Annotated in this window: 15 protein-coding genes; 8 read left to right on the forward strand and 7 right to left on the reverse strand. The window is 70.3% G+C overall.

Annotated features, from left to right (window positions below; all coding sequences use genetic code 11):
• Window positions 1–51: 51 nt before the first annotated feature.
• Window positions 52–1,494, reverse strand: coding sequence for an NCS2 family permease (locus ARTB_RS15480; RefSeq protein WP_028277143.1), 1,443 nt, complete (start codon window positions 1,492–1,494; stop codon window positions 52–54).
• 121 nt (window positions 1,495–1,615) lie between these two features.
• On the opposite strand from ARTB_RS15480, the gene ARTB_RS15485 reads away from it, so the two are divergent.
• Entirely contained in the window at window positions 1,616–2,209 is a 594-nt protein-coding gene (locus tag ARTB_RS15485) for a copper resistance CopC family protein (RefSeq protein WP_243181352.1), read from the forward strand.
• 40 nt (window positions 2,210–2,249) lie between these two features.
• Here ARTB_RS15485 and ARTB_RS15490 read toward each other — a convergent pair whose 3' ends face one another.
• Window positions 2,250–2,879, reverse strand: coding sequence for an FAD-binding protein (locus ARTB_RS15490; protein ID WP_043436212.1), 630 nt, complete (start codon window positions 2,877–2,879; stop codon window positions 2,250–2,252).
• Window positions 2,880–3,351: 472 nt separating this feature from the next.
• On the opposite strand from ARTB_RS15490, the gene ARTB_RS15495 reads away from it, so the two are divergent.
• From ARTB_RS15495 to ARTB_RS15520, 6 genes are all read left to right on the forward strand, one after another.
• On the forward strand, window positions 3,352–4,389 hold the full coding sequence (locus ARTB_RS15495) for a universal stress protein (protein WP_243181353.1): 1,038 nt from the start codon (window positions 3,352–3,354) through the stop codon (window positions 4,387–4,389).
• Between the two features lie 37 nt (window positions 4,390–4,426).
• Window positions 4,427–7,159: a PEP/pyruvate-binding domain-containing protein gene (locus tag ARTB_RS15500; RefSeq protein WP_243181354.1), complete on the forward strand. Its 2,733-nt coding sequence runs from the start codon at window positions 4,427–4,429 to the stop codon at window positions 7,157–7,159.
• A 92-nt stretch (window positions 7,160–7,251) separates the two neighbouring features.
• Complete coding sequence (locus ARTB_RS15505; RefSeq protein WP_243181355.1) at window positions 7,252–8,028, forward strand: hypothetical protein; 777 nt, start codon at window positions 7,252–7,254, stop codon at window positions 8,026–8,028.
• 109 nt (window positions 8,029–8,137) lie between these two features.
• On the forward strand, window positions 8,138–9,226 hold the full coding sequence (locus ARTB_RS15510) for a LolA family protein (RefSeq protein ID WP_243181356.1): 1,089 nt from the start codon (window positions 8,138–8,140) through the stop codon (window positions 9,224–9,226).
• A gap of 58 nt (window positions 9,227–9,284) precedes the next feature.
• Entirely contained in the window at window positions 9,285–10,340 is a 1,056-nt protein-coding gene (locus ARTB_RS15515) for an ABC transporter ATP-binding protein (RefSeq protein WP_243181357.1), read from the forward strand.
• 124 nt (window positions 10,341–10,464) lie between these two features.
• Window positions 10,465–11,277, forward strand: a complete 813-nt coding sequence (locus ARTB_RS15520; protein ID WP_279294340.1) for an ABC transporter permease — start codon at window positions 10,465–10,467, stop codon at window positions 11,275–11,277.
• A 61-nt stretch (window positions 11,278–11,338) separates the two neighbouring features.
• On the opposite strand, the gene ARTB_RS15525 is transcribed toward ARTB_RS15520, so the two are convergent.
• From ARTB_RS15525 to ARTB_RS15545, 5 genes are all read right to left on the reverse strand, one after another.
• Complete coding sequence (locus ARTB_RS15525; RefSeq protein ID WP_243181359.1) at window positions 11,339–12,847, reverse strand: C40 family peptidase; 1,509 nt, start codon at window positions 12,845–12,847, stop codon at window positions 11,339–11,341.
• 190 nt (window positions 12,848–13,037) lie between these two features.
• Window positions 13,038–13,958 carry a cation diffusion facilitator family transporter gene (locus tag ARTB_RS15530; protein ID WP_243181360.1) on the reverse strand — a complete coding sequence of 307 codons (921 nt, stop codon included), beginning with the start codon at window positions 13,956–13,958 and terminating at the stop codon, window positions 13,038–13,040.
• Between the two features lie 10 nt (window positions 13,959–13,968).
• Window positions 13,969–14,412 carry a metallopeptidase family protein gene (locus tag ARTB_RS15535; protein WP_243181361.1) on the reverse strand — a complete coding sequence of 148 codons (444 nt, stop codon included), beginning with the start codon at window positions 14,410–14,412 and terminating at the stop codon, window positions 13,969–13,971.
• Window positions 14,413–14,421: 9 nt separating this feature from the next.
• The gene (locus ARTB_RS15540; RefSeq protein ID WP_243181362.1) at window positions 14,422–15,402 is read right to left on the reverse strand and encodes a DMT family transporter; all 981 of its coding nucleotides are present in this window, start codon (window positions 15,400–15,402) and stop codon (window positions 14,422–14,424) included.
• A gap of 84 nt (window positions 15,403–15,486) precedes the next feature.
• The gene (locus tag ARTB_RS15545; protein ID WP_243181363.1) at window positions 15,487–16,368 is read right to left on the reverse strand and encodes an ArgP/LysG family DNA-binding transcriptional regulator; all 882 of its coding nucleotides are present in this window, start codon (window positions 16,366–16,368) and stop codon (window positions 15,487–15,489) included.
• Between the two features lie 68 nt (window positions 16,369–16,436).
• Here ARTB_RS15545 and ARTB_RS15550 point away from each other — a divergent pair, with 68 nt between their 5' ends.
• Complete coding sequence (locus ARTB_RS15550; protein WP_243181364.1) at window positions 16,437–17,039, forward strand: LysE/ArgO family amino acid transporter; 603 nt, start codon at window positions 16,437–16,439, stop codon at window positions 17,037–17,039.
• Window positions 17,040–17,114 lie beyond the last annotated feature (75 nt).

Raw genomic sequence — 17,114 nt, forward strand, 5'->3', positions numbered from 1 at the left:
CGCCGGGTGGGCGTGGCCCACCCGGCGGGCGTGACCGCGGGCGGGGCTGCGTTAGTGGATCCCCAGGGCGGCCTCGATCGGGCCGATCGCGAAGAAGAGCAGGAACGCGGACGCCACGGCCCACATGAGCGGGTGCACCTCGCGGGCCCGGCCCTCGAAAAGGCGGATCAGCACGAAGCTGATGAAGCCAGCGCCCAGGCCGTTGGCGATCGAGTACGTGAACGGCATGAGGGTGAAGGTCAGGAAGGCCGGAATCGCGATGCCCCAGTCCTGCCAGTCGATCTTGCCCACCTGGGAGACCATCATGAAGCCGACGACCACGAGGGCGGGGGCCACGGCCTCGAACGGCACGAGGTTGATCAGCGGGGTGAAGAACATCGCCACGAGGAACAGCAGGCCGGTGACGACGGAGGCCAGGCCGGTGCGTGCGCCTTCGCCGATGCCGGCACCGGACTCGACGTAGATCTGGTTCGAGGAGACGGAGGCGCCGCCGCCGATGATCGCGCCCAGGGCGTCCACCTGCAGCACGCGGTCGACGTCGGGGATGTTGCCGTCCTTGTCGATGGTGCCGGCCTCGGTGGCCAGTCCCACCATCGTGCCCATGGCGTCGAAGAAGATACTGAGCAGGATCACGAACGCCAGCAGGGTCGCCGCGACGAAGCCGAGGTGTTCAAAGGCGCCGAAGGGGTTGGCCTTGCCGATCAGGGACAGGTCCGGGGCCGTCCACTCGGAGAACTGCGGAGCCACGAGGGACCAGCCCTGCGGGTTGTGGGTCTTGCCGTCAAAGCTGGGCCCGATGTGCAGGATGGATTCCAGGATCACGGACAGGATGGTCGAGGCCACGATGCCGATCAGGATGGCGCCCTTGACCTTGCGGACCACCAGCGCGATGGTCAGGATCAGGCCGAAGACGAACACGAAGGTCGGCCAGCCCAGGAGCTTGCCGTCGAAGCCCAGGCCGACCGGGACGGTGGTGCCGGCGACATCGGGGACGCGGCGCACGAAGCCCGCGTTGACGAGACCGATCAGGGCGATGAACAGGCCGATGCCCACCACGATCGCGGTCTTCAGCCCCTCGGGTACGGCCTTGAACACGGCCGTCCGGAAGCCGGTGAGGACCAGGATCAGCATGGTGATGCCCGAGAGCATCACCAGGCCCATCATGTCCGGCCAGGTCAGGCCGGGGTTCGTGGCCACCGTGACGGCGACGAACGCGTTCACGCCGAGCCCGGTGGCCAGGGCGAAGGGATGCTTGGCCCACGCGCCCATGAGGATGGTCAGGATGCCGGCCACGAACGCGGTGACGGCGGCGACGGCGGGGAAGCCCAGCGTGGCGCCCGAGGAGTCCGGCCCGGAGAGGATCAGCGGATTCAGCACCACGATGTAGCTCATGGCGAAGAACGTGGCGAACCCTCCGCGGATCTCGCGCGAGACGTTCGACCCCCGCTCGGATATCTTGAAATACCGGTCGAGTGCCGAGCCCTGCTTGAGCATTAGGTCTTGCATTAGTCCTCCGGGAGTGATGGGTGTTGCATATATCTTATTTGGCGCCCGAGGGCCAACCCTGCGTTTTCGCCTAGTCTGTAAGGAAGCCAACACTAGGAGTAGCCTGCCCATGCGCCGTATCCGCCAGCTTCGCAGTGCCCTCCTGGGCGCCGTCGTCCTTGTGGCCGTCCTGCTGGGAGCAGTGAGCCCGGCGTCGGCGCACGATACCGCGGAGTCCACCAGCCCGGCTGCCGGAGCAACCGTCGCGGCACCGCCGGAGCAGGTCTCGGTCACGTTCAACCACAATCCGCTTGCCCTGGGGTCGCAGATCGTGGTCAATGACGCCGCCGGCGCCAACTGGTCGGACGGTCCCGTGGAAATCGTGGACAACGTCGCTGCGCAGAAGCTGAAGTCCGGCGCCCCCGCGGGGCCGTACACCGTGCACTGGCGGGTGGCCAGTTCCGACGGCCACCCGATCGAGGGCAGCTTCACCTTCACCGCGACGGCGGCTGCGGCAGGCACGACGGCGGCTGCGGCGGTCCCCACGATGGGCACCGCCCAGCCGGGGACCACGCCCGCGCCAGCCCCTGCGCCGGCCGGGTCGCAGCAGTTTCCCTGGAGCGTCATGGTCTTCGTCGCCGTCGGGGTCGGCATCCTGGTGGCCCTGGGCCTGATGGCGAAACGCCGCCTCACCCCGGACGAGGGCGGCGACACCGAAGGCTGAAATAAGCCAACCTGACTCCGGCAACGCGGCCAAAGCGGTGCTAGGCGGGGGCGGCCAGGGCAAAGCCGCCGGGCAGCAGCGCGGGGATCCCGTTCGGGTGGACCTTGGCGGAAATTGCCTGTCCCACCACCTTGGCCTGGCGCAGGACTTCCTTGGGCGTCGGGGTAATGAGCTCGCCCACCCCCACGAGGTACATTCCCAGAGCATGCATTGCCGCCATGAGGTTCTGCCCGGCTGCCATGCCAAGTTCCGAGAGCATGCGGCGCAGCTGGCTGTGGGCGCAGCGGGTCAGGACAAGGTGGTCGGCCAGCAGGACGCCGCCCGGGGTCTGGACGGCCCACTTCTCGGTGGGTGAGCCGTCCGTGCCGGCCTCCAGGAGGTCCAGCTGCAGGGCCCGGATGTTGTTCCGCACGTCAAGCTTGTGGCTTGCGGCGTAGTTGCGCAGGTGCCGCAGGATTTCATTGCGCTCCCTCAGGCTTGCGGCGTCCGCCGCGTCGCAGCGCTGAAGCGAGGAGGTGTTGGCCGGATGGCCGGCACCCAGGAGGTCGAGCCCGTCCACAATGATGGACGCAACGCCCCGGCGCTGGAGCTCGCTGGCCACAGCCAAGCCGGAGAGCCCCGTCCCGATGACTACGGCGGTGGTCCGCTCAATCCCGCCGTACAAAGGCATGCTCGACACTGCAGGGTACCTCCTTGAAATGGTGCGAGTCGCGGGGGAAACCCCGGACGCCAACCCGTGCCTGGTTCCACAGCCCCAGCGGCTGCTTTCTGGAACACCAGTCTCGGTTCAGCAATGCCTCGAAGGATACCTAAGATTCCCGCCCGTGGATAGGGGAGGTAGGACATTGGCTGTGGTCCCGGATTCCGGCGGTTTCCTTGCCCCCGCTCCAGCGGAAACCGGCTCAAAAGCCTGAATTTCGGGGCCGGGAAACGGCGTGTTAACTCTGCGTAAATCCTTCCGCCGCGGGCGGCCGGGGACGCCTTGCCGCCGTCTTGAATGTTCGCAATTAACCGAGAATAGTGAGGAAAATCAGGGGTTCCTGCACGCAGATTCCGGGTCGCCTCGCCGGTGGACGCCGGGCGGCAGTACTTCTGGCAGAATAGCCGCAACATCAGGCAAGAATCGCGAGGAGGCGGACCCTATGGGCCGTGAACAGGTGCATCCGGACCCGGCATGGGAGACCGGTGGCGAGCCGGCGCCGCCCCGCGGAATCGTCGTGGGAGTGGACGGCTCGGACCACAGCCACTGCGCCCTGGTGTGGGCGGCCCGTGAGGCGGAACGCCGTCGCCGCCCGCTGCACATCGTGACCGCCTATTCCGTTCCGATCTTCGCCGCTTCCGGGCTCGACGGCGGCTACGCCACGGTGGACGACTCCGTGATCCGCGAGGGCGCCGAAGCCATCCTCAAGCACGCCATGGACAAGATCGCGTTCTACAACATCGACGTCGACGCGTCCGTCGAAAACGGGGACGCGTCCGGCGTGCTGCTGGAAATCAGCGAAACCGCGGAGCTTCTGGTCTTCGGCACCCGCGGCCGCGGTGGCTTCGTGGGCCGGCTGCTCGGCTCCGTCAGCAGCGCGCTGCCCGCCCACTCGAAGTGCCCCACCGTGACCGTGCCGCTGATCTGCGCGGACCGCCTGGGCGAAACCACAGACGACAAGCATGTCCTCGCCGAACGTGCCAAGTCGGGCAGCCAGCCGGTGGAGAACGTCGTGGTCGTCGGTGTCGACGGTTCCGAGCAGGCCCGCGTCGCCGTGCTGGAGGCCGCAGCGCAGGCCGAGCGGCTCTCCGCCCGGCTCCGCGTGGTGTGCGCGGTGCCGCAGTACACCGGCTCGCTGGCATGGGTGCCCACCCCGATGGACCGCGACGCACTGTTCGCCGACATCAAGGTACAGCTCGACGCCGGCGTGGCCTGGCTGCGGAGCTACTTCCCCGCCCTGCAGGTGGAGACGCAGCTCGTCGACGGCTCGCCCGTCGACATCCTCGTCGACGCCAGCCGGCACGTGGAGCTCGTGGTGGTCGGCACCCGAGGGCGCGGCGGATTCACCGGGATGCTGCTGGGCTCCACGTCTGACGGCGTCCTCCACCACGCCAAGGGCCCGGTCATGGTGGTGCCGGACCGCGACGACCCGCGGCTGGCGGACAGAGCCAGCTTCGGCCCGATGCTCGGCGACTCCTAGAAGGCGACGGGCCCGGCGTCGGAAGGACGGTTAACGGATGGAGCACCCCGGGACGCCGGACCCTGCCGAGGACGGGCCGGTCCTGGCCCTTGAACGCTTTGGCCCGGACATGCTGGCCACCGTCGGCGGGAAGGCGGCGAACCTGGGCGAACTGGCACGCGCCGGCCTGCCGGTGCCCGCCGGCTTCTGCCTGACCACCAGTGCGTATCTGGACGCCACGGCATCCCCGGCGCTGGCGGACGTGCACCGCGCCCTCGCCGCAACAGCCCCCGACGACCTGGCGGGGCTGGCGGCGCTCGCGGCGAAGGCCCGCGCGCTGGTGCTCGACGCCGATGTCCCCGCCGCCATCGACGCCGCCGTGCGCGCCGCCTATGCGGCGCTGGGCTCCGACACGGCGGTCGCTGTGCGGTCCTCCGCGACCGCCGAAGACCTGCCGTTTGCCAGCTTCGCCGGCCAGCAGGACACTTTCCTGAACGTGGTGGGGGCGGATGCCGTGCTGGCTGCCGTCCGCCGGTGCTGGGCCTCGCTGTGGACAGACCGCGCGGTGACCTACCGCGCGGTGCAGGGGATTGAGCCCTCGGCGGTGGCCCTCGCCGTGGTGGTCCAGCGCATGGTGGACGCGGCCGTGGCCGGGGTGCTGTTCACTGCCAATCCCGTGACCGGCCGGCGGCACGAGGCCGTCATCGACGCCAGCCCGGGGCTGGGGGAGGCCGTGGTGTCCGGGGCGGTCAACCCTGACCACTTCGTGCTCGACGGCACCACGGGACGGATACTTGAGCGGCGAATTGGGGACAAGGGCATCATTATTCGTCCCCTGCCCGGCGGCGGCACCGAGCGGGTGGCGCAACCTGACGCCGGGCTGGCGCCCAGCCTGGACGACGCCCAACTGGCGGCACTGGAGCTCCTGGGCCGCCGTGCGGAGGTGCACTTCGGCTCGCCGCAGGACCTCGAATGGGCCATCGGCCGGGACGGTGCCGTGTGGCTGACGCAGTCCAGGCCCATCACCACCCTCTATCCGATGCCGGACCGGCCTCCCTCCGGGCCGACGCCGCGCGTGTATTTATGTTTCAGCCTGGCCCAGGGGCTGACCCGGCCCCTCACCCCGATGGGACTCGCCGGCATCCGGCTGATTGCGTCTTCGGTTGCGGGGGCGGCGCATTTCCCGGTGCCGGTGCCCCGTGACGGGCCCGCGCCGTACGCGGAGGCAGGCCAGCGGATTTTCTTCGATCTCACGCCGGTTCTCCGGAGCCAGACCGGGCGCGCCATTGTCCCCCGCGTGTTTGACGTCATGGAGGCGCGTTCGGCCACCGTGCTGCGCAACCTTTTCGCCGATCCGCGGTTCTCCGTGACCACAACAATGCCGTGGGGGCTCCTGCGCCACGTCGCCCCGGTGGCGGCGCGGGCGAAGGTCCCGGAGACCTTGATCCGCGGCCTCATCCGGCCCGAGGCGGCACTGCGCCGGGCAGACCGTGTGGGAGAACAGCTCCGCGCGGCACTCGCTGTGCCCGCCGGCGCCACCGCCACGGAGCGCCTGGACCACATCGAGCGGATCCTTGGCCAGCATGTCTTTCCCGTGGTTCCCGCGATCCTGCCGCTGCCCGCCCTGGGGTTCGCCTTGCTGGCCGTGGCCGGAAAACTCGCCGGGAAACCGGGGAACGGGGCGCTGCAGGAAGTCCTGCGGGGGCTGCCCAACAACGTGACCACCGAAATGGACCTGGACCTGTGGTCGCTGGCTACTGCCATCCGCAACGACCCGGCGTCGGCGGCGGTGTTCGGGGAAGCCGCATTGCCCGAGATAGCCCGGCGTTACCGGGCGGGGGACCTGCCCGGCGTCGTGCAGTCGGGGCTGCGGGACTTCCTGGGCCGGTACGGCCACCGCGCCGTGGCGGAGATCGACGTCGGCATGCCCCGCTGGTCTGATGACCCGACCCACATCCTCGGGGTCCTGGCCAACTATCTGCGCATGGATGATCCCGCGCTCGCCCCGGACCGGCAGTTCGGCAAGGCGGCCCGAGAGGCGGAGGCACAGGTGGCCCGGCTGGTGGCAGCGGCGGCGCAGCGCAGCCGCCTTCGCGGTGCACTCGCCCGGGCCGCGCTGCGGCGGACCCGGATGTTCGCCGGGCTGCGGGAGCTGCCCAAGTACCACCTCGTGGAAGCGCTCGGCGCCGTCCGGGAGCAGCTCGCAGCCGTCGGGGCCGAACTCGCCGCGGCCGGGGCCCTCGATGCGGCCGACGATATCTTCTTCCTCGACCTGGCTGACGCGCACCGGGGGCTCGGCGGCGCCGCGCTGCAGGGGCTCGTGGCACGGCGTCGGGAGGCGTACGCGGCTGAACTGGGCCGCCGGCACATTCCCCGCGTGCTGCTCTCGGACGGCACCGAGCCGGAGGCGGTGCAGACCACAGCCGGCGGAAGGGGGCCGGCGGGTTCTGACGGCGGCGCGGGGCGGCTCTCCGGCACACCGGCCTCGGCCGGCACCATCACGGCCCGGGCCCGGGTGATCCTGGACCCCCAGGGCGCGCACCTGGAACCGGGCGAGATCCTCGTGGCGCCGTCCACCGATCCGGGCTGGACGCCGTTGTTTCTGACGGCCGGCGGCCTCGTGATGGAAATGGGCGGGCCCAACTCCCACGGCGCCGTCGTCGCCCGGGAATACGGGATCCCCGCAGTGGTGGGGGTCCCCGACGCGACGTCGAGGATCGCCACGGGCCACAGCATTACGGTCGACGGCGCCGCCGGCACCGTGACGCCGTCAACGCCGCCGGCACCCTGACGCCGTCACCCTGACGCCGGCCACTTCGCGCCGGACCGCCGACGGCGGCGGGCTCCGCACCATGGTGTCGGCCGGCTCGCTACAGTGGGGCCATGAGCGAAGTGCGCGGCTCCGAGGGCCGGGAGCCCGGGAGCGCCGGAGTTCCCGCGACGGGCATACCGGCGCCTGACACCCGGCCGCCCGGCAGCCCCGCGCCTGCGACTGACGCGACCCCCGCGCCCGCGGACCCGGACGCGTGGCTGCCGGAGTGGTTCGTGGGGCGTCCGCTCACCGCCGGCTGGGCGTGGGCCGGGTTCTGGGCGGCGCTGATCGTGGCCGACGAGTTCCTGGATCTGGCCGGCTGGTCCTGGTATGTGCTGGTTGGCCTCGCCGCCCTGCCGACGCTGCTGGCAAGCATCGCCCTTCTGCACGCCACCCCGCGCCGCTACCTGAAGCCGCGCCGGGACTCGGTCCTGGGCCACTTCTTCGTCCGCTTCCTGGCCCTGATCGCCGCCTTCCTCGTGTGGGGCGTGTCCGTGGTCATGAGCGCCTCGATCTCAACGACCCTTCAGTCACTCGTCGGGGCGTCCGAACGCGAGGTCACCGCGGTGGGCTTCAACCTCCTGCTGGCCGCGATCCCGCTGGTGGTCTCCGTACTGTGGCTGGCCTTCATCATTCGCTGCGCCTGGTTCCTGCGGCGGCTCCGGGGCTGGAAACAAACGCCGGAACCGGGCGCCGTGCCCAAGAAGTTCCTGCGGGACAGGCCGCGGCTGAGGCGGGTGGTGGTGGGTCTGGCCCATCCCGGCCTGCTGCTCGTGGCGGGCCTGGGCACCTCTGTGCTCGCGTTCCTGCTGGGCGCCGTGGAACTGACCATTAATGTGCTGAAGTAGGATAACCGGGCTGCCGGGGCCAGGCGTACTGTTGACCTATGAGCTGCACTGAAGCGCGCATTCCCCAGGCGCGGATAGTTGGAACATCTCTTTCCGGAGCGCGGTCGCGATGACGCGCACGTGGCTGCGCTGGCTGCCTGCTGCCGCCGTTCCTGCCGTTATTGCCGCCGGCGCGCTGGCCGGATCCCTGCCCGCCAGCGCCGGGGATCCCCTGCCGCCCAAGACGCCGGAGCAGGTGCTGCAGTTGATTGCCCAGCACCGCGAGCCCGCCCTCTCCGGAACCCTGGAACAGTCTTCTGCGCTCGGGCTTCCCGAGTTGCCCAAGACCGGTGCCGGCTCGGCCCCGTCAGGTACGGCATGGCTCGAACTGCTGACGGGGCCGCACACCGCGCGGGTTTATCGCGACGGCCCGGACAACGCCCGCGTCCAGGTGATGGACCGGCTGGCCGAACGCAACGCGATCCGCCACGGCAACGACGTGTGGTTCTACAACTCCAAGGACAACACGGCCGCCCATGCCCAGCTCCCGGCCGACGACGCCGGTGACACAGGCCGTCACAGCGCCGGCAGCGACGTCACCGCCACCCCCGACCAGCTCGCCGCGATGCTACTGGCCAAGATCGAACCGGGCACCGACGTGGCGGTGGGAGCCGATGTCCAGGTAGCCGGCCGGCCCGCCTACAACCTGGTGCTGACACCAAAGTCCGATGCGACGCTGGTCGGGTCCATCGCAGTAGCCGTTGACGGCCAGACCGGTCTGCCGCTGGGCGTCGAGATCAAGGCTCGCGGACAGTCGGATCCCGCCTTCCGCGTCGCCTACACCAGCCTGACCCTCGGGGCCCCCGACGCGTCGGTCTTCACATTCACCCCGCCGCCGGGTGCCACGGTCGAGGAGATTCCGGTAAAGGAGCACAAGCACGGAAACGACGCCGGGAACGCGACGGCGCCGGCGGCCAAGGACCGCGCCGGCAAGCCGGCCGTCACTGGCTCCGGCTGGGACTCGGTTGTTGAGTTCCCGGCGGGAACGGCCGGCCCGGCGTCGGACGCCACGGCCCTGCTCGAACAGGCCACCGTCCCGGTCCAGGGCGGCCGGCTTTTGTCCACCGCGCTGGTGAACGTGTTGGTGCTCGACGACGGCCGGGTCGTCGCCGGCTCCGTGCCACCGGAGCGGCTCCAGGCCGCTGCCGCACAGAAGTGATGTCCGGCGCGGTATCCGGTGGCCGACGGTTGCTCCCTGACCATCCGGTGACGGCCGCGTGAGCGCCGCCGGGCCGGCGGCCGAGCTGAGCATTGAGACCACGGGCCTGACCAAACGGTTCGGCCGGCAGATGGCTGTCGACGGCGTCGACCTGGCCGTGCCGAAAGGCGCGGTCTTTGGTTTCCTGGGCCCGAACGGTTCGGGGAAGACCACCACCATCAGGCTCCTGCTCGGCCTGGCCACGGCCACCGGAGGCTCCATGCGCGTGCTGGGCGAGGAGATGCCCGGCAAACTCAATGACGTGCTGCCCCGGGTCGGGGCGCTGGTGGAAGGACCGGCGTTCTACCCCTTCCTCTCCGGCGCCGCCAATCTGCGCCGCATGGACGCCGCGGACCCCTGTGGTTCGGGCGCGACGCGGCGTGCCCGCGTCCACTCGGCCCTGGAACGGGTGGGTTTGACGCACGCCGCGGACAAGCTGGTCCGGGCCTACTCGCTGGGGATGAAGCAGCGGCTGGGGATCGCCAACGCCCTGCTCGCCCCGCGGGAACTGCTGGTGCTGGACGAGCCCACCAACGGGCTGGATCCGCAGGGCACCCGTGAGGTGCGGAGCCTGGTGCGATCGCTCGCGGCCGACGGCGCCACGGTGTTCGTCTCCAGCCACCTGCTGGCCGAGGTCGAGCAGATCTGCACCCATGCGGCCATCATGAGCGCTGGCCGGCTGGTGGCGCAGGGAACCCTGACGGAACTGCGCGGGGCCGGCCAGGCAAGGATCCGCGTGTTGACCCCGGATCCGGGTACCGCGGCGCAGGTGCTGGCCGGCCTCGGCCTGACCGCGACCCTGGGCACCGACGGCCGTACTCCCGGTGGCGCTGGTTCCGGTGCCGCCGGCTCCGGGACCGACGCGGCCCTGTTCGCGTCACTGCCTGGGGCTCCGGCAGCCCAGGAAGACGGAGGATCATCCCGGTCCGTGGAGCGGGCGGCCGTGCAGCCGGAAGCCGTGGTGGCGGCCCTCGTGGCGGCGGGGGTCCGGGTCCGCGGCTTCGCGACCGAACAGGCCAGCCTTGAGGACCGGTTTGTGGCATTGACGGGGGAGGGGTTCGACGTTGTCCAGTAACAGCTCATCCGCGGGCGATCCGGCAGCCGGCCCGTCAGTTGCCCCGGCGCCGGGCCGTAGCGGCGCGGCCGCAGGCGCTGGCGGGGACGGCGGGGCCTACGCTGCGCCGGTCCGGCGCGGGTCCCTGACCGGTGACCTGCTGGCGTCCGAGCTCGGGGTGCTGTTCCGCCGCCGCAGGACGTGGGCCATGTTGTGCGCGCTGGCGGCCATCCCGATCCTGATCGCGGTGGCGGTGCGGGTCTCCTCGGCCGTGCCGGCAGGCCGCGGGCCGGCCTTCCTGGACCGGATCGCCCAGAACGGCCTGTTCGTGGGCGTCACGGCAATGGTGGTCTCCGTTCCGCTGTTCCTGCCCCTTACCGTCGGCGTCGTGGCCGGAGACACGATCGCCGGGGAGGCCGGACAGGGGACCCTGAGGTACCTGCTGGTGGCTCCCGCCGGGCGGATCCGCCTGCTGATCGTCAAATATGCCGGGGCGGCCGTGTTCGTGATCGTTGCCCCGCTCGTGGTGGCCCTGACCGGGGCCGGAATCGGCGCGGCGCTCTTCCCCGTGGGGCCGGTGACCCTGCTCTCCGGCGATACGATCGGCACCGGCGAGGCCATGGTCCGGCTCTTGCTGATCGCCGCGTATCTGGCGGTTTCACTGCTGGGGTTGTCGGCGATCGGGCTGTTCATCTCCACCCTGACCGATGTTCCGGTGGGGGCCATGGCGGCCACCGTGGTGCTCTCGGTCGTCGCGCAGGTCCTGGACGCGCTGCCGCAACTCGAGTGGCTGCATCCCTGGCTTTTCAGCCACTACTGGTTGGACTTTGGCGATCTGCTCCGGCAGCCGGTTTCCTGGGATTCCTTTGCCGCCAATGCCCTCCTCCAGGGCGGCTACGTCGCCGTCTTCGGCGCGCTGGCCTACGGCAGGTTCATCACCAAGGACGTGCTCTCCTAGCCGCCAGACAGGCCGGAACGGAACCCCGGAACGGGTCTCAGCAGTCGGACCCGGGAGCGGGTCAGTAACGGGCCGCGTAGCCGTACAGCTGCATCCCGGACATGGCGGCAACATCGGTCACGGTAATGCCGGCGTCGGGGTTCAGCGCCTGGACCACGCGGCCGCCGCCGAGGTAGATGGCCACGTGGTAGAAGCCCGGGGCCGAACCCCAGACGAACAGATCGCCCGGACGCGCCTGGGAGAGCGGGACATGGACAGGGGCCTGGGCGAACTGCTGGGAGGCAGTGCGGGGCAGGTACTTCCCTGCCGCGGCGAACGCATTCTGCACCAGGCCCGAGCAGTCAAACCCATAGCTCCCGGTTCCGCCGTACTGGTAGAAGAATGGCGATCCGGTCTTGCCGAGCGCCACCGAAATCGCGGTCTGGTTTGACCCGCCAGAAATCGGCGCCGGAACCGGAACAGGTACTGGCGCCGGAACAGGTACTGGCGCCGGAACCGGGGCAGGAATCGGTGCGGGGACCGGAGCAGGTACTGGCGCGGGATCCGGCGCGGATGCCGGAGCCGGCGCGGGTGCGGGTGCGGGTGCGGGCGCTGCAGCGGGGGCCGGCACGTCGGCGGGAGCCGGAGCGGCTGGCTGTCCTGCTGCCGAATCGTCCCGTCCCGGAGCTGTTGGTGCCGGCTGTGAACCCGTGCCAGGCTGCGGCGCGGGGCCCGCCGCCGCGGTCAGTGCTGCGAGCCGAGCCTGCTGGCGCTGGCGGTCGAGGGCGTCCACCCGGGCCGATTCCAGCGCCGCGGTGGTGTTTCTCAGGCTTGCCAACTGGTCCACGAGCGCGCTGCGCTGCGCTTTGGCATCGGCCACGACCTGGCGCTGGGCGGCGTCGGCGCGGTCGGCGTCGGCCTTGCGGTCCGCGGCAGTCGCGGCGGCCTCGTCGGCGGCGCGGTTGGCGTCGGCTGCGGCTTCGGTCAGGGACTGCGCGGCCGTGGCCGCGTTTTCCGCGGACTCGAAGGCCCGCGCGCGTCCGGCCGTTACGGCCTCCAGCGTGGCGGCATCCTCCAGGGCCCGCCCGGAGCCGCTGACAAAGCTGCTGAGGGCCGGGTTCAGGCCGCCGTTGCGGTACAGGTCACCGGCCAGCTGGCCGAGCTGTTTGCGGGTTTTGGCCTGTTCTGCCCCGGCCGCGGCAGCCCTGGCGGCCGCCACAGCCGCCGCGTCACGGCGTGTGGCCAGCTCCACGAGGGCCTCGCCGTACGCGTTGTTTGCTTGCAGGGATGCGGCGAGGCTGGTTTCCTGGCCGGCCGACGCGTCGGCCAGAAGCCCGTCGATCCTGGTGACCTCTGCCGCCGTCGAGCTCGCACTGGACTTGGCGGCAGCGATCTCTTCCGGTGAGGGGATCTCCGGCGACGCCGGAACCCGGCCGGCAGTCTCCAGCGGCGGGCGCCCCTGCGCAGAAAGCTGCGAAGAAATCAGCGCGGTGGTCAGCGGCGCGGCCTGGGCCGGGAGCGCGAGGGTTCCGAGGAGGACGACGGCGGTGCAGAGCACAGCCGTCTTGCGGCCGGATCGGATCCAACTCATGGGCAACCTCGCTGAAGTCTCAGGCTGGAGTGAGCGAGGTCGGATTTGGCGCGTGAAAGCCCTCTGCGGATCACCCAGCAGGCATGAGGCTACGTGCCAAAGGCTACTTTGGCAACACGAGTCACATGAATAACATAAACAACACCAGTGTCATTTGGCCACGTCCGTGACGGGCGTGTCCTGCCGACGGTCAGGCGTGCTGGTGGGCCTCGTGCTCTGAATGCGTGGTGGGCTCGAGCTGGAATGTGCAGTGTTCGGTGTCGAAATGGGAGCCAAGGCAGCTGGTGAGTTTGTCCAGGACCCGGTCGGCGCCCTTGGCGCCGAGCGCTGCGTCCTCCACCACCACGTGGGCGGAGAAGACGGGGACACCAGAGGTAATGGTCCAGATATGGATGTCGTGGACGGATACCACGCCGTCCACCGCCAGGATGTGGTCGCGGATCATCTGAACGTCCACGCCCTTGGGCGTGGCCTCGAGGAGCACGTCCACGACGTCGCGCAGCAGGTGCCAGGCACGGGGCAGGATCATGAGGGCGATGAGGATCGAGGCAATAGTGTCGGCCGCCTGAAACCCGGTGACCATGATGACCACCGCCGCCGCGATGACGGCAAAGGACCCCAGCAGATCCCCCAGGACTTCGAGGTAGGCGCCGCGGACGTTCAGGCTTTCCTTCTGGGCGCCGCGCAGGATCAGCAGGGAGACCAGGTTGGCGACGGCGCCGAGGACCGCCGCGGCGAGCATGACGTCGGTGTGGACCTCGGGGGTGGTGCCGAGCCTGCGGATGGCCTCGATGAAGATGACCACCGAGATGACGATCAGGACCAGTGCGTTGGCCAGCGCCGCCAGAACTTCGGCGCGCTGGTAACCGTAGGTGCGCAGATCGCTGGCTGGCCGGGTGGCGATCCATGCGGCCAGCAGGGCGATGAAGACGCCGGCTGCGTCCGAGAGCATGTGTCCGGCGTCGGCGAGCAGGGCCAGGGAGCCGGAGACCACCGCACCGATCGTCTGCACGAGCACCACGGCGAGCGTGATGGCCAGGACGGCGACCAGGCGCTTGCGGTGCTTGCCGGTGGCGGTCAGGCCGTGCGAGTGGCTGTGGTCGTGTCCCATGCCTACAAGGCTATCCCCAGCCGAGCTCGTGCAGGCGCGCATCGCTGATGCCGAAGTGGTGGGCGATCTCGTGCACCACGGTGACGGTGACTTCCTCGATCACGTCCTCCCGGGAGGTGCAGATGTCCAGGATGGGTTGGCGGAAAATGGTGATCCGGTCCGGCAGCGAGCCGGCGTCCCACCAGGAGTCCCGCTCGGTCAGGGGCACCCCCTCATAGAGCCCCAGCAGCACGGTGTCCGGATCCTCCCCGGGCTGCGGGGTGTAGTCGTCCTCGATGAAGATCGCGACATTGCTCATGGTCTTTGCCAGATCCGGCGGGATCCGGTCGAGGGCATCACTCACGGCAGCCTCGAAATCGGCCTCGGACATCGGGAAGGGGCCGCCGTCCGGGCCGTCACCACCGTCCCCGCCGTTCGGAACGATCGGCAGGCCGGGCGGGAGGGAGGAGGGCATAGGCAAACTCTAGCGGGACCGGCGCCGGGTCAGCCCCACGCCCGCAAGGCAGATCACGCCGCCCACCAGGCCCCAGATGGTCGGAATCTCGCCCAGAACCAGCCAAGAGATCAGGATCGTGGTGCCCGGGACCAGGTAGGTGGTGGCCGCGAGGCGTCCCGCATCAATCATTGAGAGCGCATAGGCCCACGTGGTGAATGCGATCGCAGTGGGGAAGATGCCCAGATAGACCAGGCCCAGGGTGGCCGGCAGGGGAGCGGCCTGCAGCTCGGTGACCAACTGGCCGCTAAAGGGCAGGCAGCACAGGGCGCCCACCATGATGCCGAACCAGGTGGCCTGGGCGGCCGGGAACTTGCGGAGCACCGGTTTTTGGACGATCACGCTCACGGCGGCCAGCCCGGCCGCGAGCAGGCAGAGCAGCACGCCGGCCACGTCCGCCGTCGACCGCTGGCCGGAACCAAGCGCAATCACGGCCACGCCGCCGAACGCGATCAGGCTGCCGATGATGAGCCAGCGCGGGAACCCTTCCTTCAGGATCACACCGGCCATGACGGCGACCAGGATGGGGTTGACGTTGATCAGCAGGGCGGCCGTGCCGGCGTCGAGCATGTGTTCGGCGGCGTTCAGGGCCACGTTGTAGCCTCCGAACCACATGACGCCATAGGCCAGGATGGGCCACCACTCGCGGCCCCGGGGCAGGCCCCTGAGCTTGGGCACCACCAGCAGGCCCAGCACGACGGCGGCAACGGCCAGCCGGCCGAGGGTCAGGGAGCCAGGGGAGAAGCTCGGGCCCACGGCCCGGATGCCCACGAAGGCGGAGGCCCACAGGACCACGGTGACGACGACGGCGGCGATGCCGAGCCTGCTGATCGTGGCCGGCTGCCCGGGAGGGGGCGGCGCGGGTTGCGGGGCGGGTGCGGGGGCAGCGTGCGGAGACCCTTCGTGGGGGCCTGCGGACGGAGTGGGGCCGGATGCGGCGGTTGTTGCCATGCTGCCAATGTAGCCGTTCCCGCCTCCTCCCGGCTGGCGGGAATCGGTCACGTCTAGTCGAGATCCTGCCAATCCCGAATGGCCTCAGCGCAGGACGCGTGCCGCCGTCCGGACGGCGGCCGCGACGTCGTTCAGCGCCGCCGAGCCGCGCCGCCACTGCTGCCAGTAGAGGGCAACGTCCACGTGCGCTCGCGGGGCGAGGGCCTCGAGCCTGCCGGCCAATAGGTCCTCGCCGATTTCGATCTCGGGCATCATGCCCCAGCCCATGCCCCAGCGGATGGCATCGCCAAACTCCTGGGCGGCCGGCACATAGTGGCGCGGCGGCTGCAGGGAAGCCCGGCTGACCCGGCGCAGCCAGCGGTCCTGCAGGTCGTCCTTGCGGTCGAAGACCACAACGGGAGCCGCGGCGAGCGTCGCGCCGGTCGCGCCCTCCCCAAACCAGTGGCGGGCGAAGTCCGGAGCGCACACCGGCAAATAGCGCATCGTGCCCAGCTTGCTCGAGGAGCAGCCGGGCACGGGCTGGGCTGTTTCCGTGATGGCGGCCGCGGCGGCTCCGGCGCGCAGCAGATCCAACGAGTGCTCCTGGTCTTCTCGCAGGATCTCGAGCTGGACGTTGTGACTGGCCCCCGCGAGGCCGGCCAACGCCCAGGTGTGCAAGGAATCGCTGTTGATCACCAGCGTCAGGCGCGTCCCTCCGCGGGGGTGTTCCGGCTGCAGCTCCTCGGCCAGGTCCGCGGAGAGCATTTCCAGCTGCCGGGCGAAGCGCACCACGGCCTCGCCGGACTCCGTGAGTCCGGGCGGCCGCGCCCGGGTCAGGACCGGCCGGCCGACGGCGGTCTCGAGTGCCCGGACCCGCTGGCTGATCGCCGACGGCGTCACGGACAGGTGCGCGGCCGCGGCGTCGAAGCTCCCGTGCGTCAGAATCGCGGCCAGCGTCCGGGCCTGTTCGGGGGTGATCTCCATCATTAGCCCATCTTACGTATCAGCAGAATCTTTAACTGGTTTCATCTCTGGCGGGCGCCTACCGTGGAGTGGTGATCCTTCCCCTGTTTTCCGGTCTTTCCGCCGGACTGTCCCTCATCGTTGCCATCGGCGCGCAGAACGCTTTTGTCCTCCGGCAGGGCATCCAGCGCTCGCACGTCGTCATGGTGGTGGCAGTCTGCGCGGTCTCGGACCTCGTGCTGATCCTGCTGGGCGTCGCGGGCATCGGCATCCTCCTGGACCGGGCGCCGGCTGCCCTCGTCGTGATCCGGTGGGCAGGGGCGGCGTTCCTCCTTGCCTACGGGGCGCTCGCGGCCCGGCGCGCGGTCCGCGGGGAGCAGATGGAGAATCCCGGCAACAAGCCCGCCGCCGGCCGGGCCGCCGTCCTTGGCACCTGCCTGGCCTTCACCTGGCTGAACCCGCACGTCTACCTGGACACGGTGCTGCTGCTCGGGTCCCTCGCTGCCGCCCAGGGCGAAGCCGGGCGCTGGTGGTTCGCCGCCGGGGCCGGCCTGGGAAGCATTGCCTGGTTCACCGCCCTCGGCGCGGGAGCGCGGTTCCTGACGTCCCTGTTCCGGCGCCGGACGGCCTGGCGCGTGCTCGACGCCGGAATCGCCGTCGTCATGGTCACCCTTGCCGTGCTGCTGCTCACCTGAACCTCGACCACCCACCGCTCCTCCCCGCCGCGCTCCTCCCGCAGCGCGCCGCCCATCGCGCGCCCACGCAAAGTG

The organism is Arthrobacter humicola (assembly GCF_022803015.1).
GTDB classification, from domain to species: domain Bacteria; phylum Actinomycetota; class Actinomycetes; order Actinomycetales; family Micrococcaceae; genus Arthrobacter; species Arthrobacter humicola_A.

Excerpts from the sequence above, each read along its gene's own strand:
- ARTB_RS15480 (WP_028277143.1), bottom strand. The coding sequence starts at position 1,494 with ATGCTCAAGCAGGGCTCGGCACTCGACCGGTATTTCAAGATATCCGAG.
- ARTB_RS15485 (WP_243181352.1), top strand. The coding sequence starts at position 1,616 with ATGCGCCGTATCCGCCAGCTTCGCAGTGCCCTCCTGGGCGCCGTCGTC.
- ARTB_RS15490 (WP_043436212.1), bottom strand. The coding sequence starts at position 2,879 with ATGCCTTTGTACGGCGGGATTGAGCGGACCACCGCCGTAGTCATCGGG.
- ARTB_RS15495 (WP_243181353.1), top strand. The coding sequence starts at position 3,352 with ATGGGCCGTGAACAGGTGCATCCGGACCCGGCATGGGAGACCGGTGGC.
- ARTB_RS15500 (WP_243181354.1), top strand. The coding sequence starts at position 4,427 with ATGGAGCACCCCGGGACGCCGGACCCTGCCGAGGACGGGCCGGTCCTG.
- ARTB_RS15505 (WP_243181355.1), top strand. The coding sequence starts at position 7,252 with ATGAGCGAAGTGCGCGGCTCCGAGGGCCGGGAGCCCGGGAGCGCCGGA.
- ARTB_RS15510 (WP_243181356.1), top strand. The coding sequence starts at position 8,138 with ATGACGCGCACGTGGCTGCGCTGGCTGCCTGCTGCCGCCGTTCCTGCC.
- ARTB_RS15525 (WP_243181359.1), bottom strand. The coding sequence starts at position 12,847 with ATGAGTTGGATCCGATCCGGCCGCAAGACGGCTGTGCTCTGCACCGCC.
- ARTB_RS15530 (WP_243181360.1), bottom strand. The coding sequence starts at position 13,958 with ATGGGACACGACCACAGCCACTCGCACGGCCTGACCGCCACCGGCAAG.
- ARTB_RS15535 (WP_243181361.1), bottom strand. The coding sequence starts at position 14,412 with ATGCCCTCCTCCCTCCCGCCCGGCCTGCCGATCGTTCCGAACGGCGGG.
- ARTB_RS15540 (WP_243181362.1), bottom strand. The coding sequence starts at position 15,402 with ATGGCAACAACCGCCGCATCCGGCCCCACTCCGTCCGCAGGCCCCCAC.
- ARTB_RS15545 (WP_243181363.1), bottom strand. The coding sequence starts at position 16,368 with ATGATGGAGATCACCCCCGAACAGGCCCGGACGCTGGCCGCGATTCTG.